The 22,489-nt window shown below is 69.2% G+C and carries 26 protein-coding genes; 4 read left to right on the forward strand and 22 right to left on the reverse strand.

Translation table 11 applies throughout. From position 1 onward, the window contains the following. Window positions 1–2 precede the first annotated feature (2 nt). From DK368_RS22135 to DK368_RS18900, 3 genes are read right to left on the reverse strand one after another with little or no spacing between them, the layout of a single operon-like run. Window positions 3–1,130 (reverse strand): ABC transporter permease, encoded by a 1,128-nt coding sequence (locus tag DK368_RS22135; protein ID WP_240002574.1) that lies wholly within the window; start codon window positions 1,128–1,130, stop codon window positions 3–5. Then, window positions 1,127–2,737 carry an ATP-binding cassette domain-containing protein gene (locus DK368_RS22140; RefSeq protein ID WP_476703854.1) on the reverse strand — a complete coding sequence of 537 codons (1,611 nt, stop codon included), beginning with the start codon at window positions 2,735–2,737 and terminating at the stop codon, window positions 1,127–1,129. The genes DK368_RS22135 and DK368_RS22140 overlap by 4 nt, the downstream gene beginning before the upstream one ends. 26 nt (window positions 2,738–2,763) lie before the next feature. Next, window positions 2,764–3,720, reverse strand: a complete 957-nt coding sequence (locus DK368_RS18900) for an HlyD family secretion protein (protein WP_162306101.1) — start codon at window positions 3,718–3,720, stop codon at window positions 2,764–2,766. Between the two features lie 190 nt (window positions 3,721–3,910). Here DK368_RS18900 and DK368_RS18905 point away from each other — a divergent pair, with 190 nt between their 5' ends. Beyond that, window positions 3,911–4,201, forward strand: a complete 291-nt coding sequence (locus DK368_RS18905) for a hypothetical protein (RefSeq protein ID WP_114395543.1) — start codon at window positions 3,911–3,913, stop codon at window positions 4,199–4,201. Window positions 4,202–4,403: 202 nt separating this feature from the next. On the opposite strand, the gene phnC is transcribed toward DK368_RS18905, so the two are convergent. From phnC to DK368_RS18920, 3 genes are read right to left on the reverse strand one after another with little or no spacing between them, the layout of a single operon-like run. Beyond that, entirely contained in the window at window positions 4,404–5,165 is a 762-nt protein-coding gene (gene phnC, locus DK368_RS18910; protein WP_114395544.1) for a phosphonate ABC transporter ATP-binding protein, read from the reverse strand. Continuing rightward, the gene (phnE, locus tag DK368_RS18915; RefSeq protein WP_205028295.1) at window positions 5,162–5,977 is read right to left on the reverse strand and encodes a phosphonate ABC transporter, permease protein PhnE; all 816 of its coding nucleotides are present in this window, start codon (window positions 5,975–5,977) and stop codon (window positions 5,162–5,164) included. The genes phnC and phnE overlap by 4 nt, the downstream gene beginning before the upstream one ends. A gap of 3 nt (window positions 5,978–5,980) precedes the next feature. After that, on the reverse strand, window positions 5,981–6,829 hold the full coding sequence (locus DK368_RS18920) for a phosphate/phosphite/phosphonate ABC transporter substrate-binding protein (RefSeq protein WP_114395546.1): 849 nt from the start codon (window positions 6,827–6,829) through the stop codon (window positions 5,981–5,983). 132 nt (window positions 6,830–6,961) lie between these two features. Between DK368_RS18920 and DK368_RS18925 the strand changes: the two genes are divergently transcribed. Beyond that, window positions 6,962–7,864 (forward strand): metallophosphoesterase family protein, encoded by a 903-nt coding sequence (locus tag DK368_RS18925; RefSeq protein WP_114395547.1) that lies wholly within the window; start codon window positions 6,962–6,964, stop codon window positions 7,862–7,864. A gap of 10 nt (window positions 7,865–7,874) precedes the next feature. Next, complete coding sequence (locus DK368_RS18930; RefSeq protein WP_114395548.1) at window positions 7,875–8,984, forward strand: NADH:flavin oxidoreductase/NADH oxidase; 1,110 nt, start codon at window positions 7,875–7,877, stop codon at window positions 8,982–8,984. A gap of 36 nt (window positions 8,985–9,020) precedes the next feature. Here the strand turns inward: DK368_RS18930 and DK368_RS18935 are convergent, their stop codons facing one another. Beyond that, complete coding sequence (locus tag DK368_RS18935; protein ID WP_114395549.1) at window positions 9,021–9,347, reverse strand: helix-turn-helix domain-containing protein; 327 nt, start codon at window positions 9,345–9,347, stop codon at window positions 9,021–9,023. A 103-nt stretch (window positions 9,348–9,450) separates the two neighbouring features. Here DK368_RS18935 and ybaL point away from each other — a divergent pair, with 103 nt between their 5' ends. Next, on the forward strand, window positions 9,451–11,265 hold the full coding sequence (gene ybaL / locus DK368_RS18940; protein WP_114395550.1) for a YbaL family putative K(+) efflux transporter: 1,815 nt from the start codon (window positions 9,451–9,453) through the stop codon (window positions 11,263–11,265). A gap of 36 nt (window positions 11,266–11,301) precedes the next feature. On the opposite strand, the gene DK368_RS18945 is transcribed toward ybaL, so the two are convergent. From DK368_RS18945 to pduA (DK368_RS19015), 15 genes are all read right to left on the reverse strand, one after another. Further along, complete coding sequence (locus DK368_RS18945) at window positions 11,302–12,336, reverse strand: response regulator transcription factor (RefSeq protein WP_114395551.1); 1,035 nt, start codon at window positions 12,334–12,336, stop codon at window positions 11,302–11,304. Window positions 12,337–12,355: 19 nt separating this feature from the next. Next, window positions 12,356–13,600 carry a sensor histidine kinase gene (locus tag DK368_RS18950; protein WP_114395552.1) on the reverse strand — a complete coding sequence of 415 codons (1,245 nt, stop codon included), beginning with the start codon at window positions 13,598–13,600 and terminating at the stop codon, window positions 12,356–12,358. Further along, window positions 13,570–13,941 (reverse strand): methionine adenosyltransferase domain-containing protein, encoded by a 372-nt coding sequence (locus tag DK368_RS22145; protein WP_338045708.1) that lies wholly within the window; start codon window positions 13,939–13,941, stop codon window positions 13,570–13,572. Before DK368_RS22145 ends, DK368_RS18950 begins: the two co-directional genes overlap by 31 nt. A gap of 142 nt (window positions 13,942–14,083) precedes the next feature. Then, complete coding sequence (locus DK368_RS18960; RefSeq protein ID WP_114395553.1) at window positions 14,084–15,001, reverse strand: glycyl-radical enzyme activating protein; 918 nt, start codon at window positions 14,999–15,001, stop codon at window positions 14,084–14,086. A gap of 60 nt (window positions 15,002–15,061) precedes the next feature. Next, window positions 15,062–15,361, reverse strand: coding sequence for a BMC domain-containing protein (locus DK368_RS18965; protein ID WP_114395554.1), 300 nt, complete (start codon window positions 15,359–15,361; stop codon window positions 15,062–15,064). A gap of 67 nt (window positions 15,362–15,428) precedes the next feature. After that, the gene (locus tag DK368_RS18970; protein WP_275668537.1) at window positions 15,429–17,090 is read right to left on the reverse strand and encodes an aldehyde dehydrogenase family protein; all 1,662 of its coding nucleotides are present in this window, start codon (window positions 17,088–17,090) and stop codon (window positions 15,429–15,431) included. Between the two features lie 28 nt (window positions 17,091–17,118). Next, window positions 17,119–17,601 carry a GlcG/HbpS family heme-binding protein gene (locus DK368_RS18975; protein ID WP_114395555.1) on the reverse strand — a complete coding sequence of 161 codons (483 nt, stop codon included), beginning with the start codon at window positions 17,599–17,601 and terminating at the stop codon, window positions 17,119–17,121. After that, a complete protein-coding gene (gene grpN, locus DK368_RS18980) occupies window positions 17,601–17,882 on the reverse strand; it encodes a microcompartment shell vertex protein GrpN (protein WP_114395556.1) in 282 nt (93 codons plus the stop codon). Before grpN ends, DK368_RS18975 begins: the two co-directional genes overlap by 1 nt. 13 nt (window positions 17,883–17,895) lie before the next feature. Then, window positions 17,896–18,708, reverse strand: coding sequence for a hypothetical protein (locus DK368_RS18985; protein ID WP_114395557.1), 813 nt, complete (start codon window positions 18,706–18,708; stop codon window positions 17,896–17,898). Next, window positions 18,705–19,565, reverse strand: a complete 861-nt coding sequence (eutJ, locus tag DK368_RS18990; protein WP_114395558.1) for an ethanolamine utilization protein EutJ — start codon at window positions 19,563–19,565, stop codon at window positions 18,705–18,707. Before eutJ ends, DK368_RS18985 begins: the two co-directional genes overlap by 4 nt. Window positions 19,566–19,599: 34 nt before the next feature. Next, window positions 19,600–20,262, reverse strand: coding sequence for a phosphate propanoyltransferase (locus tag DK368_RS18995; protein ID WP_114395559.1), 663 nt, complete (start codon window positions 20,260–20,262; stop codon window positions 19,600–19,602). Window positions 20,263–20,352: 90 nt separating this feature from the next. Continuing rightward, entirely contained in the window at window positions 20,353–20,631 is a 279-nt protein-coding gene (pduA, locus tag DK368_RS19000; RefSeq protein ID WP_114395560.1) for a propanediol utilization microcompartment protein PduA, read from the reverse strand. Between the two features lie 13 nt (window positions 20,632–20,644). Beyond that, window positions 20,645–21,304: a BMC domain-containing protein gene (locus tag DK368_RS22415; protein ID WP_114395561.1), complete on the reverse strand. Its 660-nt coding sequence runs from the start codon at window positions 21,302–21,304 to the stop codon at window positions 20,645–20,647. A gap of 21 nt (window positions 21,305–21,325) precedes the next feature. After that, complete coding sequence (gene pduB / locus DK368_RS19010; protein WP_114395562.1) at window positions 21,326–22,120, reverse strand: propanediol utilization microcompartment protein PduB; 795 nt, start codon at window positions 22,118–22,120, stop codon at window positions 21,326–21,328. A gap of 30 nt (window positions 22,121–22,150) precedes the next feature. Further along, window positions 22,151–22,447 (reverse strand): propanediol utilization microcompartment protein PduA, encoded by a 297-nt coding sequence (gene pduA / locus DK368_RS19015; RefSeq protein WP_114395563.1) that lies wholly within the window; start codon window positions 22,445–22,447, stop codon window positions 22,151–22,153. Between the last annotated feature and the right edge of the window lie 42 nt (window positions 22,448–22,489).

Consider the following 22,489-nt stretch of genomic DNA (forward strand, 5'->3'; position numbering starts at 1 on the left):
ATTCAGGCCCCCTGCTTCTTGACCAGCACGGTGCTGACCGCGGTCAGGCCGACGAAGAACAGGGCCAGCGCCCCGAGATTTGGCGCCAGATCCGCCAGCGCCAGCCCCTTGGAGAAGGCCCCGACCGTGATGTTGAGGAAATACATGGTCGGCGTGCCATAGGCGAAGGCCGTGCCGCCCGGCCCCAGGCCCGACACCGGGGTCAGCAGCCCGGAATAGAGGAAGCTGGGCACCAGCGTCAGGATCATGGTGATCAGCAGCGCCGCCGCCTGGCTGCGGGTGAAGGCGGAAATCAGCATGCCGATGCCGGTGCTGCACAGCACGGCCAGCGCCGCCCCCAGGGCCAGGGCGGCCACACTGCCCTTCAGCGGCACGCCGAACAGAAGCACGGCCGCCACCGCCAGCAGGATGAAGTTGAGATAGCTGATGACGGCATAGGGCAACTGCTTGCCCAACAGGAACTCCAGCCGCGTCACCGGGGTGGCATACAGGTTGGTGATGCTGCCCAGCTCCTTCTCCCGCACCACGGCCACGGCGGTCAGCATGGCCGGAACGATCGTCAGGATGACGGCGATGAGGCCGGGCACGAAGGTCACCCGGCTTTTCAGGGCCTGATTGTACCAGTAGCGCGTTTCCACCGATGCGGGCATCAGCGCCGTGTCCGCACCGGCCTTTTCCTGCGCCAGCCGCTGGATCAGCGCCAGATGCATGGCCTCGGCATAGCTGCGCACGGTCTCGGCCCGGAAGGGCATGGTCCCGTCGGCCAGGATGGCCACCTGCGGCACGCGGCCGGCGGTCAGGTCGCGGCCGAAGCCCGGCGGGATCTCCAGCGCCATTTTCAGCTCGCCCGTGCGCAGCCGCTCCGTCAGCTCGGCACGGGACCGGGCCACGCCCTGGTCGGCGAAATAGCGGTTGCGGGCGAAATGGTCGATATAGTCCCGGCTGGCCGGGGTGCGGTCCTGATCGAGCGCGGCGAACGGCACCTGTTCGATATCCACCGACAGGCCGAAGCCGAAGATCAGCATCATCACGCCCGGCACGATGAAGGCGGCCGACAGGCGGAAGGGATCGCGCAGGATCTCCAGCACTTCCCGTTTCAGCAGGGCGGAAAGACGTCGCAGGGCGTTCATGCCGCCGCCTCCCGCCGCCCGCGGGCGGCCATGTCGGCCTCGATGAAATGGATGAAGGCGTCCTGAAGGCTGGCGGCACCGGCCGCCCGCACCAGCGCATCGGGTGCGTCCTGGCCCAGCAGGCGGCCGTCGCGCATCAGGGCGATGCGGTCGCAGCGCTCGGCCTCGTTCATATAATGGGTGCTGACGAAGACGGTGACGCCATCCTGACGCGACAGTTCCAGGATCAGGCGCCAGAAGCCGTCGCGCGCCACCGGGTCCACGCCCGAGGTAGGCTCGTCCAGGATCAGCACCTCCGGCCGGTGGATCACGGCCACGGCCAGGGACAGGCGCTGGCGGATGCCCAGCGGCAGTCCGTCGGCCCGGTTGTCCAGGATGTCGCCCAGGGCGAAGCGCTGCACCAGTTCCCGCATGCGCCCGGCCGTCTCGGCGGCGGACAGACCATAGAGCCGGCCATGCAGGCGCAGATTCTCCGCCACCGTCAGCTCGCCATAGAGGCTGAAGCTCTGGGCCATGTAGCCGGTGCGGCGGCGCACCTCCATGTCACCGGCGGCCACGGTGCGGCCGAACAGCAGGGCCTTGCCCTCCGTCGCCGGCAGCAGGCCGGTCAGCATCTTCATGGTGGTGGTCTTGCCGCAGCCGTTGGGGCCGAGGAAGCCGAAGATCTCCCCCTTGCCGATGCGGAAATTGACGGCATCGACGGCGGTGAAGGCGCCGAAGCGCCGGGTCAGGTCCGTGGCCTCGATGGCGATGGCGTCGCTGGCCGGCCGGGCGGTCTTGTGAAACGGCTCGCTGCCCACGCGCCGTTCCGGCGGCAGCAGCGCCACATAGGCGGCCTCCAGATCGGCGGCCCCGGCCCGGCGCATGAGATCGGCCGGCGAGCCGTCGGCCAGGATGCGCCCGGCCTCCATCATCACCAGATGATCGAAATCCGCCGCCTCCTCCATATAGGCTGTGGCCACCAGCACGGTCATGCCGGGCACGGTGGTCTTCATCTCCCGCACCAGACGCCAGAAATCGCGCCGCGACAGCGGATCGACCCCGGTGGTCGGCTCATCCAGCACCAGCAGATCGGGATTGTGGACCAGCGCGCAGCACAGCCCCAGCTTCTGCTTCATGCCACCGGACAACTGCCCGGCCCGGCGGGCACGGAACCGGGCCAGGTCGGTGGCTTCCAGCAGCCGGTCGAGCCGTGCCCGGCGTTCCGCCCCGGTGACGCCGAACAGGTCGGCGAAGAAACCCACATTCTCCTCCACCGACAGCTCGCGGTAGAGATTGCCGCCCAGCCCCTGCGGCATATAGGCGATGCGCCGGTTGAGATCGGCCCGGTGCCGGCGGCTGCGCAGGTCCCCGCCCAGCACCCGCACCTCCCCCTGCTGCAGCTTGCGCACGCCGGAGACCAGGGCCAGCAGGGTGGATTTGCCGACCCCGTCCGGGCCGATGACGCCGACCATGCCGCCAGCCGGGATGTCCAGGCTCAGCCCGTCCAGCGCCCGCACCGGGCCGTAGCGGTGGCTGACACCGGTCAGGCTGGCGACCGCATCCGGGAGCGCATCCGGGGGAACCGCGCCGGCCAGGGGGCCACCGGCGGACGGCTCACCGGCCATGGGCACGGCGGCGCCGGACCCGGCTGTCATGGCAGCGTCTCCGGCCAGACGGCGCCCGGCAGGGTGCGCACATAGCCGGTGCCGGGCATGCCGGGCTTCACCCGCTCGTCCGCCGTTTCCGGCAGGTCGAGCTTGACGCGGAACACCAGATTCTGGCGCTCCTCCCGCGTCTCCACCTCCTTGGGCGTGAACTCGGCCTCCGGGGCCACGAAGCTGACGCGCGCGGGGATGATGGCGCCCGGCAGGGCATCGACACGGACCTTGGCCTCGTCGCCGAGCTTGACCTGTCCGGCCGTGCCCATGGGCACATAGACCTGCATGTAGAGGCTGCGCAGATCGACCAGGGTCAGCAGCCGGGCCCCGGCGGCCACCACCTCGCCCGGTTCGGCCGTGCGGTACTGTACGCGGCCGTCAATGGGGGCATAGATCACCGTGTCGGCCAGGGTGGACTCGATCTCCTCGACCTGGGCCAGGGCCGCCTGCACGGCGGCATCGGCCTGGTTGAGCTGGGCACGGGCCGCGGCCAGTTCGGCGGCCGCCACGGCCTCCCGGGTGGTATCGGCATCGACCGTGGCATCGGAGATGTTGCCCCGGCGCGCCAGCTCCCGCGTGCGTTTCAGGGTGACCTGGGCCAGGGACAGCTGGCGCTCACGGCCGGCCAGGGCGGCCTCGGCCGCGGCCCGCTCCTCCCGCCGCAGGGCGACCTGGGCGATGGCGGCGTTGCGCTGGGCTTCCAGGGTCCGGCGGTCCAGCGTCACCAGGATGTCGCCGGCATGGACCAGATCCCCCTCATCGGCGCGGATGCCGGTGATGCGGCCGGCGAACTTGGCCGCCACATGCACCTCGATCCCCTCCACCCGGCCATTGGCGGTTTCGATTCCCGGTGGCGACTGCGGTGACAGCCCGGTCAGGGCGGTCCAGCCGACGGCGCCGGCAGCGACAAGGACAAGGGCGATGGCGATCGGGCGACCGGCGGATGCCATGGTTCTCTCCGCTTCTTCTGCTGTTCCAGGCACTAGACCAGCCGCAATCCCGGCGTGCGTTGATTCAGCGCAAATCGTTCTGTCGCTGCATCGATGGCGGATCTGCGATGTTGGCAGGGTCGCCCCCCTTTTCTTTCGACCGCGACGACAGGGGGCGGTAGGCTTGCCCGCACATCCGGGGAGACGGCGCATGATCGAGGCGGGCGAACAGGCGGTGTGGGATCTGGGGCCGGCCCTGGTGCTGGCGGAGCGGCCCGGCAGCGGCACGGTCGTCAGCGTGGCCGTGATCGACCGTGACTGGGACGGACGGGAACGCAGCCAGCACTACCGTATCGTGGCCGAGGGGACCGGCTGGCGGGTCGAGGGCGGAGACGAGGACGGGCGGCAGGGCGACACGCTGCTGGATCTGCTGCCCGTGATCTGCCAGGGCGTGGCGCCGACCAGCATCGGGTCCGTCGGCGGCGCATCGCCTGCATTCTGAGGCCCTGGGACCGGCCCCGGTCCGGTGCCGGAATCGAAAGGGCTCCACCGCGGGGTGGAGCCCTTTATGGGTGCGGCCCTCTCAGGCGAGGCGGCGGGTCACAGTCCCGCCGGGGTTTCCCTCATCCGCGCTGGGCAAATACTACAATACGTTTTCTGAAAGTTCGGTAAACGACGCATACCCCTTTTGCATAGAGCGTAAATCAGCCCGCAGGCGGGGCGAACAGGGTGCGCAGATGCCCCTCTTCCAGGCCCGCCGGCGGCAGGTCGAACAGCACGCGGCCCCGGCCCAGCCCGACCACCCGGTCGGCGAAGCCGCGGGCATAATCCAGCTGGTGCAGGCTGACCAGCACGGCAATGCGGCGTTCCCGCGCAATCTCCCGCAGCAGCCCCAGCACCCCCGCCGCCGTTTCCGGGTCCAGACTGGCCACCGGCTCGTCGGCCAGCAGCAGCGACACGTTCTGCACCAGCACCCGGGCCAGGGCGACCCGCTGCTGCTGTCCGCCGGACAGGCGGTCGGCCCGGACCAGGGCCTGCGACAGCAGCCCCACCCGGTCGAGCGCGGCCAGGGCCGCCTGACGCTCGGCCTCGGGAAAGCGGCGCAGGGCGGCGCGCCACAAGGGCAATCCGTGCAGACGCCCGGTCAGCACATTGTCCAGGGCCGACAGCCGGCGCATCAGGTTGAACTGCTGGAACACCAGCCCGACACGCCGGCGTGCCGCCACCAGGGCCGCGCCCTCCAGACGGGCGAGATCGGGAGCGGACTCTGCGCCGCCCAGCCGGATCCGGCCGGCATCGGGGCGGACCAGACGGGCGACACAGCGGAACAGCGTGGTCTTGCCGGCACCGCTGGGACCGAGCAGGGCCACCAGTTCCCCCGGACGCACAGCCAGATCGACGCCGCGCAGGACCGGCTGGCCGGCCAGGGCCTTTTCCAGGCCGCGGATATCAAGACCGCCGCTCATGCCAGCCGCCGCCGGATCAGGGCGCTGAGCCGGTCGATGCCGGTGACCAGCAGGACGACCAGGATCAGGATGGCGAAGACCCGGTCGAACTGCAGCAGATCGGTGGCCGCCTTCAACTCCTGGCCCAGACCGCCGGCCCCGACCACGCCCAGCACCGTGCTGGCCCGCACATTGAACTCCCAGATGTAGAGCAAGGTGCTGGTCATGGCCGGCAGACGGTCCGGCAGCACGGCGAACAGGGCGATGCGCGCCCGCCCGGCCCCGGTCATGGCGACCGCCTCCAGCGGGCCGGGATCGGCGCTTTCGATCTCCTCCGACCACAGCTTGGCGATGCTGCCGGCCGAATGCAGCAGCACGCCCAGCATGCCGGCGAACGGCCCCAGCCCGACGGCGGCCACGAACAGCAGGGCGAAGACGAATCCATCCACCCCGCGCAGGCCATCCAGAAGCAGGCGCACGGGCTGGCGCAGCAGCGGCGACGGCGTCAGCGGCCGCGCCGCCAGGATCGAGAGCGGCAGGGCCAGCACCCCGGCGAAGGCCGTTCCCAGCGTGCCAATGGCCAGGGTCTCCCCCGCCCGCAGCAGCAGGGCATCCCACTCGCTGAAATCCGGGGGCCAGCCACGGGCGGTCCAGGCCGCCAACCGCGGCAGACCAGCCGCCAGCCGGGCCGGGCTGGCATCCACCAGCCAGAGACAGGTGCCGAGGAAACCGGCCAGCCCCAGCAGCAGCAGCCAGCCCATCGGTCCCAGGCGCCGCGACGGAAGCACGTAGCGCCCGCTGGCCGGGTCCCGATGGGGACGGGATGGAGGCATTCCCTACTTCACCCGGCCGACGGCACGGCCCGCCGCCTCGATCATGGCGTAGCTGGCATGGTCGGCGGCGACCCAGCCGGTATAATGCGGCGGCATCAGGGTCCTGGCCTGTTCCTCCGAGATGCCGGTGGCGGCCTGCTGCAGCCCCTTGACCAGGGCCGGGTCCAGGCCCTTGCGCACGGCCAGCGCATCATTGGGCAGCGGCTCGCTGGTCCAGACGATCTTCACCTGGTCGGGCCTGACCAGACCCTTGTCCAGCATGGCGCGGAGATTGCGGTCATAGTCGGTGGCCAGATCGACCTGGCCGTTGGCCACGGCGGTGACATTGGCGGCGTGGCTGGCGCCTTCCCGGTATTGGAAGAAGCTCTTGGGGTCGATCTTCTGCGTCATGAACCAGTGCGTCGGGATCAGCCAGCCGCTGGTGGACCCCAGATCGGCGAAGCTGATGCTGCGTCCCTTGGCATCCGCGGGCCAGTTGACAATGGGCAGGTCCGGGCGGGCCAGCATGATGGCGTGGTAGGTGGGCTTGCCGTCATACTTCACCGTGGCGATCGCCTCCGCCCCGCCCTCGGCATGGGCCAGCACATAGCCCCACGGTCCCATCCAGGCCGCATCCACGGTGCCGCTGGACAGGGCGACGCTGATGCCGGCCCAGTCGGTGGTCACGGTCAGCTCGTAGGGCCGGCCCACGGCCTCGGCCAGATGCCTGAAGAACGGTTCGAACAGGCGGCGCGTGTCGGACGGACTGGCCTGGAACGGGGCCACGGCGAAGCGCAGCGGCTCGGCCGCCTGAACGCTCCAGGACAACAGGCCCAGCAGGGCCGTCAACAGAGTGAGAAGGCGCAGGCGCATGGCGGAGCATTCCTTGCGGTGGAGACTGGCCGGCACTATGGGCGGGGGAAACGCACCGGCAAAAGTCACAAGGGCGTTAGCGCCGGCACAAGGGGGCATGACAAAGGAGCCGCGCCGGCCCATGGTCTGGCCATGAAATCCCGTCCGCCCCCCGCCCCGATCCGGATCGAAGGGCCGCTGCTGGTGTTCGGCGGCCCCTATTCCAACCTCCAGGCCACCCGTGCCCTGCGTGCCGAGGCGGAGCGGCTGGGTATTCCGCCGCGGCACATCCTCTGCACCGGCGACGTGGTGGCCTATGGCGCCGATCCCGCCGCCACCGTGGCCCTGGTCCGCGACTGGGGCATCGCCGTCGTCGCCGGCAATGTGGAGGAGCAGCTGGGCCGCGGGGCCGGCGATTGCGGCTGCGGCTTCGGCAGCGGAACGGCCTGCGATCTGGCTTCGGCCCAATGGTACCGCTACGCCGATGCCCGCATCGACGACGAGGCCCGGGCCTGGATGCGGTCGCTGCCGGCCCGCCTGACGGTGGAACTCGCCGGCCTGCGTCTGGCCGTGCTGCACGGCGGAGCCACGGCCAGCAACCGCTTCCATTTCCCCTCCGCCGCCGACGCCGACCTGACGGCGGAGATCGCCCTCACCGGGGCCGATGGCGTGCTGTGCGGCCACAGCGGCCTTCCCTTCACCCGGCTGGCCGACGGCCGTTTATGGCACAATGCCGGGGTCATCGGCCTGCCGGCCGACGACGGCACGCCGCGCGTCTGGTACGGGCTGCTGACCCCGACGGCCGAGGGACTGCGCCTGGAGCACCGGGCGTTGGATTACGACTGGCGGGCGGCGCAGGCGGCCATGCAGTCCGCCGGACTGCCCCGCGGCTATGCCGCGGCGCTGGGCAGCGGCCTCTGGCCCAGCGACGATATCCTTCCGGCTGCGGAACGGTTACGGCGGGGGCAAAGGCTTGATCCGCCGGCTGTGACCGTCGTCGTTTCCGCCGGCGGAAAGGTCTGTCAAGCCGCACTGTCAATGGATGCAGCACGCTGAAGGAGGCCGCATGTCCGCCCTGTTCTCCCCGCTCCGCCTTGCCGGGCAGGAACTGCCCAACCGCATCGTCATTTCCCCCATGTGCCAGTACAGCGCCGAGGAGGGACGGGCCACCGACTGGCACATGATGCATCTGGGCATGCTGGCTACATCCGGCGCCGGGCTGGTGATGCTGGAAGCCACGGCGGTGGAACCGGAGGGCCGCATCTCCGCCGCCGATCTCGGGCTTTATGATGACGGCACCGAAGCGGCGCTGGCACGCGTGGTCGCGGCCTGTCACCGTTATGGCAGCGCCCGCCTGGGAATCCAGATCGCCCATGCCGGCCGCAAGGCGGGCGTCGCCGCCCCCTGGCAGGGCGGGGGACCCCTGGGGCCGGAGCAGCCCTGGCGCCGGGTCGGACCATCGGCCCTGTCCTTCGCCGAGGGCTGGCCGGTGCCGGAGGCGCTGAGCGACGGGGAGATGCGGCATCTGGCCCAGGCCTTCGCCGACACGGCGGCGCGGGCCGCCCGCATCGGCCTGGACGTGGCGGAGATCCACGCCGCCCACGGCTATCTGCTGCACCAGTTCCTGTCACCCATCGCCAACCGGCGCACGGACGATCATGGCGGGCCGCTGGAGAACCGCATGCGGTTCCCGCTGCGGGTGACGGAGGCGGTGCGTGCGGCCTGGCCCAAGGACCGGCCGCTGGGCGTGCGTCTGACCGGGTCCGACTGGCTGGAGGGCGGCATCACCGTGGAGGAGGCCGCAATCTTCGGCGAAGCGCTGCGCCAGCGCGGCGTCGATTTCCTGGATGTGACCAGTGGGGGCATCGCCCGTGCCTCCATCCCGGTGGGGCCGGGCTATCAGGTTCCCTTCGCCGCGGCGCTGCGCCAGCGCGTGGAGATCCCGGTCATGGCCGTGGGGCTGATCGTGGCGCCGGAGCAGGCGGAGCGCATCGTCGCCGACGGCCAGGCCGACCTGGTGGCGTTGGGCCGCACGGCGCTGGACGATCCGCGCTGGGCCTGGCATGCGGCACGGACGCTGGGGGCCACGGTGGCTTACGCCCCGCAATATGAGCGGGCGGCACCACAGGTCTGGCCGGGGCACACCTATCGCTTCGGCACCGATGCCATGAACTGACCGTGCCGGCGGGGTGTCGAGCGTCGGCGGCGCGGGTCACCGCATCGGGCGGGTCCATGGGGGCAGGTCGTCGCCAGGCGCAGCGGCATCGCCGGCCGCGGGCCGCAGGACGACGCCGGAGCCGATCCCCGGCACCTCGACAAAGACGACCCCCACCCGTTCCAGCGCGGCCTGCAGGGCCAGATGGTTGGCCCGCATCAGCGCATGCCGCCCCTGCTCGAAACTGCGGATGGTGCTGCAGCCGACACCGGACTGCCGCGCCAGATCCGCCTGGGACCAGTCGACCAGCGCCCGGGCCGCGCGGCATTGCGCAGCGGTAAGGCCGCCGGGTTGCTGGAAGGTGAAAGAAATGTCCGTTTCCATGGATGAAAACCGTTCACATGAACGTCTTTAATCACCATGTCATGTGGCGATCCCTCGCCGCGGATCCACCCCCATCACCATCATTCCAGGAGGCCTCCGCCCGATGCACCATTCGCCGCCCCTGATCGCCACCATCGCCATCGGTCTGGTCTTCGCCTTCGCGTTCGGCCTTGCCGCCAAACGCATCGGGCTGCCGCCGCTGGTGGGCTATCTGCTGGCGGGCGTGGCGGTTGGTCCCTACACGCCCGGCGTGGTGGCGGATTCCGATCTGGCGGCGCAGCTGTCGGAGTTCGGCGTCATCCTGCTGATGTTCGGGGTGGGCCTGCATTTCTCGGTCGGGGATCTATGGTCGGTGCGGCGCGTCGCCCTGCCCGGGGCCGTGGTACAGATCCTGGCGGCAACATTGGTGGGTGTCGGCGTGTCCGCCCTGTGGGGCTGGGACCTCAGCGCCGGGATCGTCTTCGGACTCTGCCTGTCGGTGGCCAGCACCGTGGTGCTGCTGCGGGCTCTGGAGGAGCGCGGGATGCTGGACAGCCCGGACGGCCGCATCGCCGTGGGCTGGCTGGTGGTGGAGGATCTGGCCATGGTGCTGGCGCTGGTGCTGCTGCCCGCCCTGGCCGACGCCGGCGCCGGTGGCGATACCGGGTCCGCCATCCCGTGGGCGGAGCTGGGCTTGACCATCGGCAAGGTGGCCCTGTTCGCCGCGGTCATGCTGGTGGCCGGACGCAAGGCCGTGCCCTGGCTGCTGGCCCACGTGGCCCGCACCGGCTCGCGCGAGCTGTTCACCCTGGCGGTGCTGGCTATCGCGCTGGGCATCGCCTTCGGATCCGCCGAACTGTTCGGTGTCAGCTTCGCCCTGGGTGCCTTCTTCGCCGGCGTGGTGCTGAGCGAAAGCGACATGTCCTATCAGGCCGCCGCCGACAGCCTGCCGCTGCAGGACGCCTTCGCCGTGCTGTTCTTCGTCTCGGTCGGCATGCTGTTCGATCCCATGGTGCTGCTGCACAGCCCCTTCTCGGTGCTGGCGGCCCTGGGCATCGTCATCCTGGCCAAGTCCGCCGCGGCCTACGGGCTGGTGCGGCTGCTGGGCCACGGCCCCCGCACGGCGCTGACCATCTCCGCCAGTCTGGCCCAGATCGGTGAATTCTCCTTCATCCTGGCCGGGCTCGGCATCTCGCTGGGCATGCTGCCGGAACAGGGGCGCGATCTGGTGCTGGCCGCCGCCATCCTGTCCATCACCCTCAACCCGCTGGTCTTCACCCTGGCCGACCGGCTGGCCGTGCGGCTGGAGGGCCGCCGCTCCGACGCGGCGGCGGCCGAAGCCGCGGCCGCGACCGAACCGGTCCCCGCCAGCATCAGCGGCCATGCCGTGGTCGTCGGCCATGGCCGTGTCGGGGCCCTGGTCTGCCGCCTGCTGGCGGAGCGCGGCCGCCCCTTCGTGGTCATCGAGCTGGACCGCCGCCGGGCCGAGGATCTGCGCACCAAGGGGCTTGAGGTGGTCTGGGGCGATGCCGGTGCCCCGGATGTGCTGGAGGCCGCCGGCGTCGCCCGTGCCCGGCTGCTGGTGATGACCGCCCCCGGTGCCGCCCAGGCCCGGCGGGTGGTGGCGGCGGCCAAGGCCGCCAATCCACGGGTCGATACGGTGGTCCGCGCCCAGGGCGAAGGCGAAATGGCCTGGCTGGAGCGCCACGGTGTCGGCATGGCCGCCACCGGCGAGCGCGAGTTGTCGCTGGCCATGTCCGGCTATGCGCTGGTGCGGCTGGGCGTGCCCGAGGCCGAGGTACGGGCCATCATCCAGCGGCTGCGCGGCGAATTGCGCGTCGGCGCCGGCCTGGACGGGGCCGGCGCCCCGACCCGGGCGCCGGAACTGCGGCCACACCGGGACGGAGAGGCCGTGGACGCCGGAATCGGCAAGGGATGAGCAGAGCCGCCGCCCGCAAGCGCGGCGGACACTCGCTCAGGCCGACTGGCGGCGGTATTCCGCCGGCGAGACGCCGACCTCCTTCTTGAACGATTTACAGAAATAATTGACGTCGTTGTAGGACAGCTCCGCCGCGATGGCGGTGATGGAGCGGTCGGTCTCGCGCAGCATTTCCTTGGCGATCTCGATGCGGCGGCCGGTGAGATAAGTGACGAAGTTGATGTTCAGCGCCTTCTTGAACATGCGGCTGAGATAGGAGGGGCTGATATCCGCATATTCGGCCGCATCCTCCAGCGTCACGCGGCGCATCATGTTGCGCTCGATATAGTCGAGCACCTTCTTCACCGTGGTGGAACTGCCGCCGAAGCGCTCACCGTCCCGATCGAACAGCAGATCGACCAGACCGAGGAAGACATCCAGCACCACCTTGGCACTCTGGTCGTCGGCCGGCAGCGATTGCAGCCCCATGATCTGACGGCTGAGCCCGTCCGGGATGGTCAGCCCCTTCTCCCGTACCAGACCGACCACGGCGGAGGAGAAGCCCAGCAGCAGGCTGCGCGGGTCCTCCCCCTGCTGCGTCCCCTGCTGGGCATAGATCCATTCCACATGCCGGCGCACCAGGGCGATGCTGTCCTGATAGGCGTTCTGGCCCAAAAGCTCGGCCAGCCGCTCGGCCAGGACCCGGCAGTGCCGGGCCGTGCCCAACTGCAGGATGCAGGACTGGATGGTCGCCACCAGGGCCGGCGTGCGGATCGGCTTCAGCAGATACTCGTCCACCTTCAGCTGAATGGCCGTGTGGGTCATCTCGAAGAAATCGTAGGCCGTGGTGATGATGACCTTGGTGTCGGCGCGCTTGCGGCGGAGATGACGCACCACCTCCAGCCCGCTCATCAGCGGGATGTTGATGTCCACCAGCATGATGTCGATCTCATGCTGATCGATCAGCTGAACCGCCTCCAGCCCGGTCCGCGCCTCCCCCAGGATGCGGATGCCATCCACATGCTCGGTCAGGATGGTCCGGAGCGCCTGGCGTTCCAGTTCCTCGTCCTCGACGATCACCACGCCGTACATCAGTTCCTCCGGCCCCGGTTCACCCGTTGCAGGGGTCATACTGCAGCGGGAAGCGCATGCGCACGCGCGTACCACCACCCGGGATATGGGGGCTTTCGATCTGGAGTCCGTATGCGTCACCGAAGAAGTGGCGCAGACGGCTGTCGACATTGTGCAGGCCGATGCTGGTGCGGCCATGCTGGTCGGCGGTGCCGGCCAATGCCGTGCGCACGGTTTCCGCATCGACACCGTCGCCGTTGTCCAGTACCTCCAGGATCAGGTCGCGCCCGTCGTCCCGCGCGGTGATCCGGATCTCGCCACCGGCTTCCCGCGGCTCGATGGCATAGTTGATGCTGTTCTCCACAATGGGCTGCAACACCATGAAGGGGCAGAGCACATAATCGTAGCGGCGGTCCACATCGAGGGCGAAAGTGAAGCGGTCGCCCATGCGGATCTTCTGGATGTTCAGATAGTTGCGCACATGCTCCATCTCGTTCTGGAAGGGCACGATCTGCGACCGGCTCTTCTTCAGGATGTAGCGCATCATGTCGGAGAAGGCGTAGAGGATCTCCTCGGTCTGGTGGGCCCGTTCCTTCAATGCCAGCCGGCCGATGGTGTTCAGCACATTGAACAGGAAGTGGGGATTGACCTGATAGGCCAGCGCCTGCAGCTGCGCCTCACGCAGCGACTTCTCCAGCTCAAGCCGGCGCTTGGATTCCTCCATCACCCGCAGATCCTGGGCGCTGCGCTCCTGGCTCTCGGCGTTGGAATAGCTCTCCTCCACCAGATAGGCCGCCATGTGGAACAGGGCATAGGCCGCCGAACGCAGCTTCTGATAGGGTATCTCCTGGACCTTCTCGCGCAGGGCGCGCAGATGCGGGTCCTGCTTCCAGCTGTCGTCCGGCGGACTGATGAAGGCCAGCGGCAGATCACGCCCCTCGCGCAGCAGCACCTGGCCGGAGATCACCGCCCCCAGATACTGGTCGCGGACGATGATCGGCGCGGCGAAGTCCACCAGGCCGGAATGACACTGGTAGATGCTGGGCTCGCCCGTCAGCAGGGCCCGGCGCCCGCCATCATCATCGCAGCGGAAGCAGAGATCGCGACGGTCTGCCGAGGTCCGGATGGCGTGGCAGAAGGCGGAAAAATTGCTGGGTGTTGTCAGCGGCGTGCCATGGTCGTCGACAATGATCATGGCGATGCCGGTGGCGCCGCTGAAATTGTCCTGGACCTTCTGCAGCATCTCGACGCTGATCAGATCCTGGAGACGCAAAGACTGACCCATGCCGAATCCCCAACTGGCATGGCCGCCCGCGGCCCCCGGGGTGATCCCGTGCAAAGGGCGCGCCGCGCGTCCACGCGATTCGTGCGCTCCCATTGAAATCCCTCGTTCTCCCTGCCGAAATGCCCATAGGCCGCCATCCGGCGGATTATGGTCCGGTTGGGATCGGAGCCTCCGATCCCACCGCATACGGACAAGGGAAAGACTTGCCGCACTGCCGCACTTGACCGATCGATGTCGGCGGTTTCCGTCCCGAAGGTATCAATGGATACCGTTTGGCGGGAGTTTGGCCGATGACGAGGGCAAGTGCAACCATGGATCTTGTCGCAAGCCCCCGGACACACATTAGTTCTGATAGCATACCATTATGTGTGCGCTCGGATGCCTACATGCCACCCCTCCCCGGCACGGACGGGCGTCACGGCCGGAGCCGCCCGCCCGCAACGGGTGTCCGGCCGCCGCCGGGATGGCCGCCGGACGCCCCGCTCAGCCGCCGATGATGCAGCGCAGGCCCAGCCCTTCGACCACGCCCTTCAGTTCATCGACCGTGGTCTTGGGCAGGGTCGGGGTATTGCCCATGGGATAGGGCCGGCCCAGCAGATCGTACTTGTTCTCCCCATAGGTGTGATAGGGCAGCAGATGCACGGTATCGACATTGTGCATCAGCTTGGCGAACCGGCCGATGGCCTCCACCGCCGGGCGGTTGGCATTGACGCCGGGCACCAGCGGCACCCGCACCACGGCCTTGGTGATGGTGGAGATGCGGATGGCGTTCTCCAGGATCTGCCGGTTGTCGACACCGGTATTCTCCTTGTGAACGGCCGGATCGATGGACTTCAGATCGACCAGGGCCTGGTCGACGAAGGGCATCACATCCTCCACCACCTCCTTGCTGGCATGGCCGGTGGTCTCCATGGCCGTGTGCCAGCCCTTCTCCTTGCAGGCCTTCAGCAGCTCGCGGGCGAAGTCGGATTGCACCAGGGGCTCGCCGCCGGACAGGGTGATGCCGCCGTTGGAACGGCGATAGGTGGTGGCGTCCTTCTGCAGTTCCTGCACCACCTGCCACACGGTCATGCGCCGGCCCTTCATCACCAGGGCGTTGGGCAGGCAGACCTCGGCGCAGGCCCCGCAGGAGATGCAGCGGCTGCGGTCGATGAAGGTGGGGTTGGCGAAGGAGATCGCGCCCTGCTTGCACACCTCGATGCAGCGGTTGCACTGGGTGCAGGCCGACTTCTGGTACATCAGGATGGGCTGCGGACGCTGGGATTCCGGGTTGCTGCACCAGCGGCAGGACAGGGGGCAGCCTTTCAGGAAGACGATGGTGCGGATACCCGGCCCGTCATGGACCGAATAGCGCTGGATGTCGAAAACCGTGCCTTCCTGTTCATATCGGGTCGGGGTCATGGGTGTCTCCTCGGGCTCTGGGCTGCGCGTTCGCGCCGCGTCTGGGGCGCCATTTTGCGTTCAGAAGGCGCTCATTTCCCTCTGGATGGCCTCCATGGCGGCATGGACCGCGGAGGTCTCCCCGAAGAAAGCCAGGGTTGAAACATGCTGGGGACAGCTGCCGTACAGCTCCACCGTGTGGACATTGGAGGATTTGCCGGCGATATCCGCGAAGAAGAAGAGATCCGTCACGCTGGTCTGGACCAGCCCGACGGCGTCGTAGCGATGCCGCCGCAGAAAATCGCGGGATTCCGGGCGCATCCGCCGTTCCAGCATCTCCACCACTTCGGGGGTCGGCGCGCTGATGATCCGTGCAGTCATAATGGGATCTCCTGGGTCCGGAACCTCATCCCCCCGGGGCGGCCCCGGGGGGATCGGCCATTCATCCTCAGCGGACGTTCAGCGCCTCGACCATCACGCACTTGCGGCGGCGGGCGAAGGACTTGGCCGAGGTCAGCCCCTCCCCCGTGGGGCCGGCGATGGTGAAGGTGGAATAGCCCTCGCCGCCAGCGCCGAGGCCGGCATAGGACGGGCCGTTCTTCACGAAGATCGTGGTCTGGATCAGCTTCGCCATCTTGGTGAGCTTGCGCACATTGGTGGAATGCATGATGGCGGTGTGGCGATTGCCATGCTCCACCTCGACGGCCACGTCGATGGCCTCGTCCACGTCCTTGACCCGGACCAGCGGCAGGATCGGCATCATCAGCTCCTCCTGCACGAACGGATGCTCCTTCGGCACATCCATGACGATGATCTTGATGCTGGCATCGGCCGCGATGCCGATCTTGTCCAGCAGCCACACCGCGCTCTTGCCCACGCAGGAGGTCTGCGGGCCGCCCTTGTCCGTCAGCACCACCTTCTGCAACGCCGCGATCTGGGCCGGGTCGGTCAGTTCGTAGGCGCCGTTCTTCTTCAGGTTGAACAGCAGATAGTCGGCGATCTGATCGACCGCGATGATCTCCTTCTCGGCGACACAGGGCACGTTGTTGTCGAAGCTGCAGCCATTGACGATGTCCTTGGCCGCCTTCTCGATGTCGGCGGTCTCGTCCACCACCACGGGCGGATTGCCGGCACCGGCACCGATGGCCTTCTTGCCCGTGGACATCACCGCCTTGACGATGGCGGGGCCGCCGGTGGCCACCAGCATCCGCACCTTGGGATGGGCCATCAGGGCGTTGGTGTTCTCGATCGACGGCTTGGACACCGTCACCACCAGATTGGCCGGTGCCCCGAGATCGGCCAGCTTGCGATTGATCAGCTGCACCAGCAGCAGCGACACCTTGCGGGCGCGCGGATGCGGGCTGAACACCACGCTGTTGCCGGCGGCCAGCATGCCGATGGAGTTGCAGATGATGGTCTCGGTCGGGTTGGTGGTCGGGGTGATGGCCCCGATGACGCCGTAGGGCGAGTATTCCACCAGGGTCAGGCCATTGTCGCCGCTCTGCGCGTCGGTGGTCAGATCCTCGGTGCCCGGCGTCTTCTCCGCGGCCAGCCGGTTCTTGATCAGCTTGTGCTCGACATTGCCGATGCCGGTTTCCTCCACCGCCATGCGTGCCAGGGTCTCCAGCGTCGCCGGGCAGAGCACCACATCGCGGATGCCCTGCACGAAGCGCTCGCGGTCGGCCATGGTACACAGCAGATACTGCCGCTGGGCCAGGGCCGAAGCCTCCACCGCCTCGTCCATGGTGGCGAAGACGCCATCGCCGCAATCGGTCGGGGCCGCCACCGTGGCTGCCGGCGCGGCCGGCGTCAGGCTCTGCTCCCCCACCACCTTGGCGATGATGCGGGCGATGGGATCATCGGCAGCCGTCTTGCCGGCGCCGGCTTTCCAGCCGCAACCGGCCGGATCGGGCACATGCGGAGCCGGCTGGCCGCCGGCCAGGGCCTTGGCGATGGCCTGTTCGATCAATCCTGCTGCCGATTGGCCCGTCGCCAGTGGCCTCGTCACGGCGGCCGGCTCCGCGGATGGGGGCGGCGGCGCATCGGCAGCCGCGCCATAGGCTTCGAGCACCTTGGCCACCGCGGCGGCGATCTGTCCGTCATTCATCATCGTTCACTCCTTCAGGCCGGTTCCCTGATCATTCCGAAAAAGTCTGCAGCGCCTGGGCGGCGATACGCACATCCTGCTCCGCCGTCCCGCCGCTGATGCCGATAGCGCCCACCACCACCCCGCCGCTGCGGCAGGGAAGGCCGCCGCCGAACAGCACGACGCGGCCCTGGTTGGTGGTCTGGATGCCGTAGAGGGGCTGGCCCGGTTGGGCCAGACGCCCCAGTTCGTCGGTCGGCAGCCGGAAGGCCGCCGCCGTGAATGCCTTGTTGATGGCGATGTCGGTGCTGCCCGGCAGGGTGCCGTCCATGCGCTGCAGCAGCATCAGGCTGCCGGCGGCATCGGCGATGGCGACGACCACCGGCACAGCCAGATCCTGGGCCGCCCGCTCCGCCGCTGCGGCCAGCCTCTTGGCCTGCTCCAGCCCGAAGGCCGGGCGGTCGGCCAGGGCCGCGACCGTGGCACGGACCAGCGCGGCAAGCGTTTCCTTGTCTGTGGCGGGATGGGTGGACATCACAACCTCCCCCCGCCCACGGTCTCCACCGTGTCGACGATGCCGACGATGGCGGAGTCGACCACGGAATGGTCGTGGCCGCTGGCCCGGCGGGCGGCGCTGCCCTGGGCGACGATGACGGTCTCGCCATTGCCGGCGCCCACCGTGTCCACCGCGATCTCCGTCGATCCCTCGGGCTCCAGCATCTCCGTCAGCCGCGCCACGATCAGCAGCTTGCAGCCGGAGAGCGAGGAGTCCTTGCTGGTGGAGACCACCGTGCCGATGACTTTGCCCAGATACATGAGACTCCTCCGTCTATCCCTGGATGAGACGAATGTTGCGGGTGCGCAGCAGATCCGCCGCCGCCGGGGTCACCAGCACACCGGCGGGCAGCCGGATGTCGGGACCGGCGCACAGGGCGGCATCGCTGCGGCTGAAGATTCTGGCGGTACGCGGCGGCGCGGAGAGGGTCGGCTTGGAGGCGGCCGCATCGGACGGCGGGACCTGCCGCCCCGCCGGCTGTCCCGCCGCCGTGCCGGTCAGCGTCGCGGCGAGCTTGCCGGCCAGTTTGTCGGCCGTGGTCAGACGCACGCCGTAGCCGCGCAACACCTCGAGATTGGCGCGCAGGCGCGCCCTGTAGCTGTCGGCCACCTGGAAGCCGCGGGCGGCCCGCTGGGGATTGTCGGGGCAGCAGCCATCGACGGCGGCGATCACGCCCTTGCCCGTCTCCAGCGCCCGCGCCAGCAGGTACGACGCCAGGCTGTCGCGCAGCACACCGGCCACCTTGGCCGCCGTGGTCACGGTCAGCGTCGGCACCACCACCAGGCCGCTGCCATCGAGCAGGCGGTCCAGCGCGGCGGCGTCGGCCGGGACGGCGACGTCGCCCAGCGCCCGCAGCCGCGCGGCGGGGACCAGCCCCTCGGCCCGCGGCGACAGCACGGCGGTGAAGACCCAGCCGTCGCGGCGCAGCGCCTCCAGCCCGGCCAGAGCCGGCTCCAGCCCCAGATCGGTGCCGGTGAACAGCAGCAGGGCCGTGCGGCGGCGGGCCTGCAGGGCGGCGACTACACGGTCGGACAGGCAGTCCACCAGAGCCTGCACGATGAGGAGGTCGAGGTCGGTCGGGGTCATGCCGCACCTCCGGCCGGTCCGGCCTCGTAGAGGGCGATGCCCAGCGGAGTCACCAGCAGCGGCTCGGCCGGCTTCACCACCGTGCGGCCGGTGGCCTTGCGCAGGACCTGCTCGAACTGGTCGAAGCTGCAGGCGCCACCAACGATGTAGATGGTGTCCACCGCATGGCCCTGCAGGCAGCGGTTCACGATGGCGGCCATCTTCTCCACCACCGGCTGGACCACCGGGAAGACCTCCCGGTCCAGGGCCGGGTCGGTCTTGCGGGCCTCGGCCTCGGGGATGGACAGGCCATAGGCGCCGGCCAGGACCAGAGTCATATGGGTGCCGCCGGTGGCCTCGTCGTCGGTGAAGACCACCTTGCCGTCGCGCAGGATGCTGATGCCGGTGGTCCCGCCGCCCACATCGACCACAGCGCCATCGCGCACCCCCAGCAGCCGGGCGGCGGCCGACGGTTCGTCGATGATCTCCGCCACCTCGAAGCCGGCGGCCTCGACCACATTGGCGATGGCTTTGACATTGCCGTGATGGATGCCCGGCGGGATGGCGGTGGCGGCGTGGAGCAGATCGCAGCCGAGGCGCTGCTCCAGCTCGGCCTTCAAGGCCCGGACCGCCGAAACCGCCCCCACATAGTCCACGACGATACCATCGCGGACCACGGTCGAGGGGAAGGTCGCGCCCGTCACCGGGCGGTTGGCCGCGTCCACCACGGACAGCACGATGTTGGCCGTGCCCAGATCGACGCCGACCTTCAGCGGACCGCCGCTGCGCTCCTCCACCGGCAGGCAGGCAGCCTCCCGGATCAGGCGGGCGAAGTCCCGCAGGGTCGTATCCACATCGATGTCAGGCAGGGCGGGCATGGCGCTGTCTCCCGTGAAACCGCGGGTGCGGTCCTCAGAGCGGACGGATGCGGACGAGGTCGTCGTTCTTGAGGCCGAGGGCGTTGGCCTCCTCCACGTCGATGTGCATTTCCAGGGCCGACGCCTCGGCCGCGCGGACCGCCACATGGCGCAGGATGCCGCCACGGGCGCCGGTGATCTCCACATCCACCTCCTGGCCGTTGCGCAGGCCCAGACGGGCGGCCGTGGCCGGGGTCATGTGGATATGGCGCAGGGCGACGATGACGCCGTTCTGCTTCTGCACGCGGCCCTGCGGCCCGATGATCTCCAGCCCCGGCGTATCGTCGAGCTGGCCGGACATGCGCAGCGGCGCCCGCAGGCCGAGGGTGAAGCCGTCGGCCACCGAAATCTCGATCTGGGTCTCGGCCCGCACCGGCCCGAGCACACGGACCTTGGACAGGCTGCCCTTCGGCCCCTTCAGCGTCACCGTCTCCTCGGCGGCGTACTGGCCCGGCTGCTTCATCGCCTTCATGCGATGCAGTTCCGCGCCCGGACCGAACAGGATCTCCATGTCGGCGCGGGAAAGGTGGATGTGCCGGTTGGACACGCCGACCGGAACCAGGAACGGGTCCTGCGCCCCACCGGGGGTGGTCTGCGGGTTCATCTCGCCCAGGATCTGGCGGATGACCCGCTCAATGGTGTCTTGCTGCAGTTCCATGATGTCTGGCGCCGAAGCGTCCCAATGACGGAAGGGCTTGGATGGAAGGGCGGACGGCCCGCATTACCGGGCCGCCCGGCCCCGAAGATCTCAGCCGGCGCGCGGCAGGATCTTCTCCACGTCCGCATGCGGACGCGGGATGATGTGCTTGGACACCACCGAACCGACCTTCTCGGCCGCGGCGGCACCGGCATCGACGGCGGCCTTCACGGCGCCGACATCGCCCCGGACCAGGACCGTCACCAGACCCGACCCGATCTTCTCGTACCCGACCAGCGTCACGTTCGCGGACTTGGTCATGGCATCGGCCGCTTCGATCGAGCCCACCAGGCCCTTCGTCTCGACCATTCCCAATGCTTCGCCAATCATCATCGTTCTCCTCTCAGGCATCGCGCCTGTTCTTGGGTTTTCCGGACTTCCCGACCGGAGGCCGGGGACCGGGCGGCGTCGGCCGCGGAGGCTGCGGGACCGGCGGCGCCGCCAGCGGGCCGGCCGGCGGAGCCGGCGGGGGATCGACCAGCGGCGGAGCCGGCGGAGGATCGGCCAGGGGCAGGGCCACCGGTGTCTCGACCGGCGGTGAAGCCGTCAGGGCCGCCACCGGCTTCGGCGCGGGCTGTGCCGGCGGTGTCACCGCAGGCGCAGCCGGTGCCGGTGCAGCAGCCGGTGCTGCGGTCGGTTCAGAGGGCGGGGCCGGCGGGGGGACCGGTGGCGACGGCGGGGCGGGCGGAGCCGGAGGAGGTGGAGCCGGCGTGGCCCCGACGGTGGCCGCATTGACGACCAGAGCGTCGATGCCGGCCGCCGGCCGGGCGATCACCCGGGTGGACACGACCCGGTTGATCTTCGCCGCGGCCGCCGCAGCGGCTGCCACCGCCGCGTTGACCGCCCCCACTTCCCCCTGCACCTTGACGACCGCCATGCCGTCGCCGCGGGTCAGCTCGTAACCCACCAGGGCGACGTTGGCCGACTTGACGGCCGCATCCGCCGCTTCGAAGGCAGCGGCCAGACCAACCGTCTCGATGAGGCCAAGGCTGAGTTGCGCCATGATGGAACCTCCCCGACGCCGTTAGATGTACGGCGTCGTGCTGGACTTGATCTCCGCCGGGTCCAGGGTGCCCAGGACCTTCTTGCCGACTTCCCGCGCGGCGATGATCGCCTGGCGGACGGCACCGGAGTCGCCGCTGAACATGAAGATCACTTCGTTGCTGAAGCTGGTCCCGTTGCCCGGCGAGGCATAGCCGACGGCATTGACCGTGGCCGCCTTGGCCGCGGTGTCGGCCAGCAGCACGCCGATGGCGGCCGGCGCACCGACGGTGATGCCGAAGGCCTGGCCCATGGGAGCACCGAAGGCCTTGTTCAGGGCATAGCTGGCGCGGGCGGAGTACTGGAACTCCAGGTGGCCGGCCGGCGAGCCGTAGACATCGCCGAAGGTGCGGTCCAGTTCCTTCAGGGTGACCTCGACGGCCCGGCGGGCGTCGGAGACATCCTCGGCACCGAACAGGATCAGGCAGCCATGGCCCGCCCCGCCCTCGGTGTCGCGGGCCAGCTCGATCAGCACCACCTCGCTGTTGGTGGCCTTCACCGCCTCGTCAGCGGCGAAGATGTGCGGACCGGCACCGGTGCGCCCGCCGATGATGCCGATGGACCGGTACTTCGGGTTGATCTTCATCTTCTCGTGGAGCAGCGGGTCCACGTTGGCGATGACCAGACCCACGGTGTGGCCGATGGCCGTACCCACGAACTCCGTCAGGCCGCACCCGGCCAAGGCACCGAAGGGCTTGGCGGAGCTGGTCTGGGGCTCGGTGGTGCCCATCTTGCGCACGACCTCGCCGATGATCTTGTCGACCAGTTCGTCTTTCATGGCAGATCCCTCTTCTTCAAATCCCGGTGACTACTCGGCCGCGGCCTTGCTGGTGCCGCGCGGCAGGATCTTCTCCAGCTCGGTATGCGGGCGCGGGATGACGTGGATGGAGATGACCTCGCCCACCTTGCCGGCGGCGACGGCACCGGCATCGGTGGCCGCCTTCACGGCGCCCACATCGCCCCGGACCATCACGGTCACCAGGCCCGAGCCGATCTTCTCGTAGCCCACCAGGGCCACATTGGCGGACTTGACCATGGCGTCGGCCGCTTCGATCGCGCCGACCAGCCCTTTGGTTTCCACCATGCCCAAAGCTTCCTGTTGCATCGCTTGCTCCCTCGTTTCGCTCGTTGAAACTCACTTCATGGT

It is taken from the genome of Oleisolibacter albus (assembly GCF_003336875.1).
GTDB lineage: Bacteria > Pseudomonadota > Alphaproteobacteria > Azospirillales > Azospirillaceae > Niveispirillum > Niveispirillum album.

What these genes read in the sequence shown, in the direction of transcription:
- DK368_RS22135 (WP_240002574.1), bottom strand. Translation starts at nt 1,130, where the DNA reads ATGAACGCCCTGCGACGTCTTTCCGCCCTGCTGAAACGGGAAGTGCTG.
- DK368_RS22140 (WP_476703854.1), bottom strand. Translation starts at nt 2,737, where the DNA reads ATGGCCGGTGAGCCGTCCGCCGGTGGCCCCCTGGCCGGCGCGGTTCCC.
- DK368_RS18900 (WP_162306101.1), bottom strand. Translation starts at nt 3,720, where the DNA reads ATGGCATCCGCCGGTCGCCCGATCGCCATCGCCCTTGTCCTTGTCGCT.
- DK368_RS18905 (WP_114395543.1), top strand. Translation starts at nt 3,911, where the DNA reads ATGATCGAGGCGGGCGAACAGGCGGTGTGGGATCTGGGGCCGGCCCTG.
- phnC (WP_114395544.1), bottom strand. Translation starts at nt 5,165, where the DNA reads ATGAGCGGCGGTCTTGATATCCGCGGCCTGGAAAAGGCCCTGGCCGGC.
- phnE (WP_205028295.1), bottom strand. Translation starts at nt 5,977, where the DNA reads ATGCCTCCATCCCGTCCCCATCGGGACCCGGCCAGCGGGCGCTACGTG.
- DK368_RS18920 (WP_114395546.1), bottom strand. Translation starts at nt 6,829, where the DNA reads ATGCGCCTGCGCCTTCTCACTCTGTTGACGGCCCTGCTGGGCCTGTTG.
- DK368_RS18925 (WP_114395547.1), top strand. Translation starts at nt 6,962, where the DNA reads ATGAAATCCCGTCCGCCCCCCGCCCCGATCCGGATCGAAGGGCCGCTG.
- DK368_RS18930 (WP_114395548.1), top strand. Translation starts at nt 7,875, where the DNA reads ATGTCCGCCCTGTTCTCCCCGCTCCGCCTTGCCGGGCAGGAACTGCCC.
- DK368_RS18935 (WP_114395549.1), bottom strand. Translation starts at nt 9,347, where the DNA reads ATGGAAACGGACATTTCTTTCACCTTCCAGCAACCCGGCGGCCTTACC.
- ybaL (WP_114395550.1), top strand. Translation starts at nt 9,451, where the DNA reads ATGCACCATTCGCCGCCCCTGATCGCCACCATCGCCATCGGTCTGGTC.
- DK368_RS18945 (WP_114395551.1), bottom strand. Translation starts at nt 12,336, where the DNA reads ATGTACGGCGTGGTGATCGTCGAGGACGAGGAACTGGAACGCCAGGCG.
- DK368_RS18950 (WP_114395552.1), bottom strand. Translation starts at nt 13,600, where the DNA reads ATGGGTCAGTCTTTGCGTCTCCAGGATCTGATCAGCGTCGAGATGCTG.
- DK368_RS18960 (WP_114395553.1), bottom strand. Translation starts at nt 15,001, where the DNA reads ATGACCCCGACCCGATATGAACAGGAAGGCACGGTTTTCGACATCCAG.
- DK368_RS18965 (WP_114395554.1), bottom strand. Translation starts at nt 15,361, where the DNA reads ATGACTGCACGGATCATCAGCGCGCCGACCCCCGAAGTGGTGGAGATG.
- DK368_RS18970 (WP_275668537.1), bottom strand. Translation starts at nt 17,090, where the DNA reads ATGATGAATGACGGACAGATCGCCGCCGCGGTGGCCAAGGTGCTCGAA.
- DK368_RS18975 (WP_114395555.1), bottom strand. Translation starts at nt 17,601, where the DNA reads ATGTCCACCCATCCCGCCACAGACAAGGAAACGCTTGCCGCGCTGGTC.
- grpN (WP_114395556.1), bottom strand. Translation starts at nt 17,882, where the DNA reads ATGTATCTGGGCAAAGTCATCGGCACGGTGGTCTCCACCAGCAAGGAC.
- DK368_RS18985 (WP_114395557.1), bottom strand. Translation starts at nt 18,708, where the DNA reads ATGACCCCGACCGACCTCGACCTCCTCATCGTGCAGGCTCTGGTGGAC.
- eutJ (WP_114395558.1), bottom strand. Translation starts at nt 19,565, where the DNA reads ATGCCCGCCCTGCCTGACATCGATGTGGATACGACCCTGCGGGACTTC.
- DK368_RS18995 (WP_114395559.1), bottom strand. Translation starts at nt 20,262, where the DNA reads ATGGAACTGCAGCAAGACACCATTGAGCGGGTCATCCGCCAGATCCTG.
- pduA (WP_114395560.1), bottom strand. Translation starts at nt 20,631, where the DNA reads ATGATTGGCGAAGCATTGGGAATGGTCGAGACGAAGGGCCTGGTGGGC.
- DK368_RS22415 (WP_114395561.1), bottom strand. Translation starts at nt 21,304, where the DNA reads ATGGCGCAACTCAGCCTTGGCCTCATCGAGACGGTTGGTCTGGCCGCT.
- pduB (WP_114395562.1), bottom strand. Translation starts at nt 22,120, where the DNA reads ATGAAAGACGAACTGGTCGACAAGATCATCGGCGAGGTCGTGCGCAAG.
- pduA (WP_114395563.1), bottom strand. Translation starts at nt 22,447, where the DNA reads ATGCAACAGGAAGCTTTGGGCATGGTGGAAACCAAAGGGCTGGTCGGC.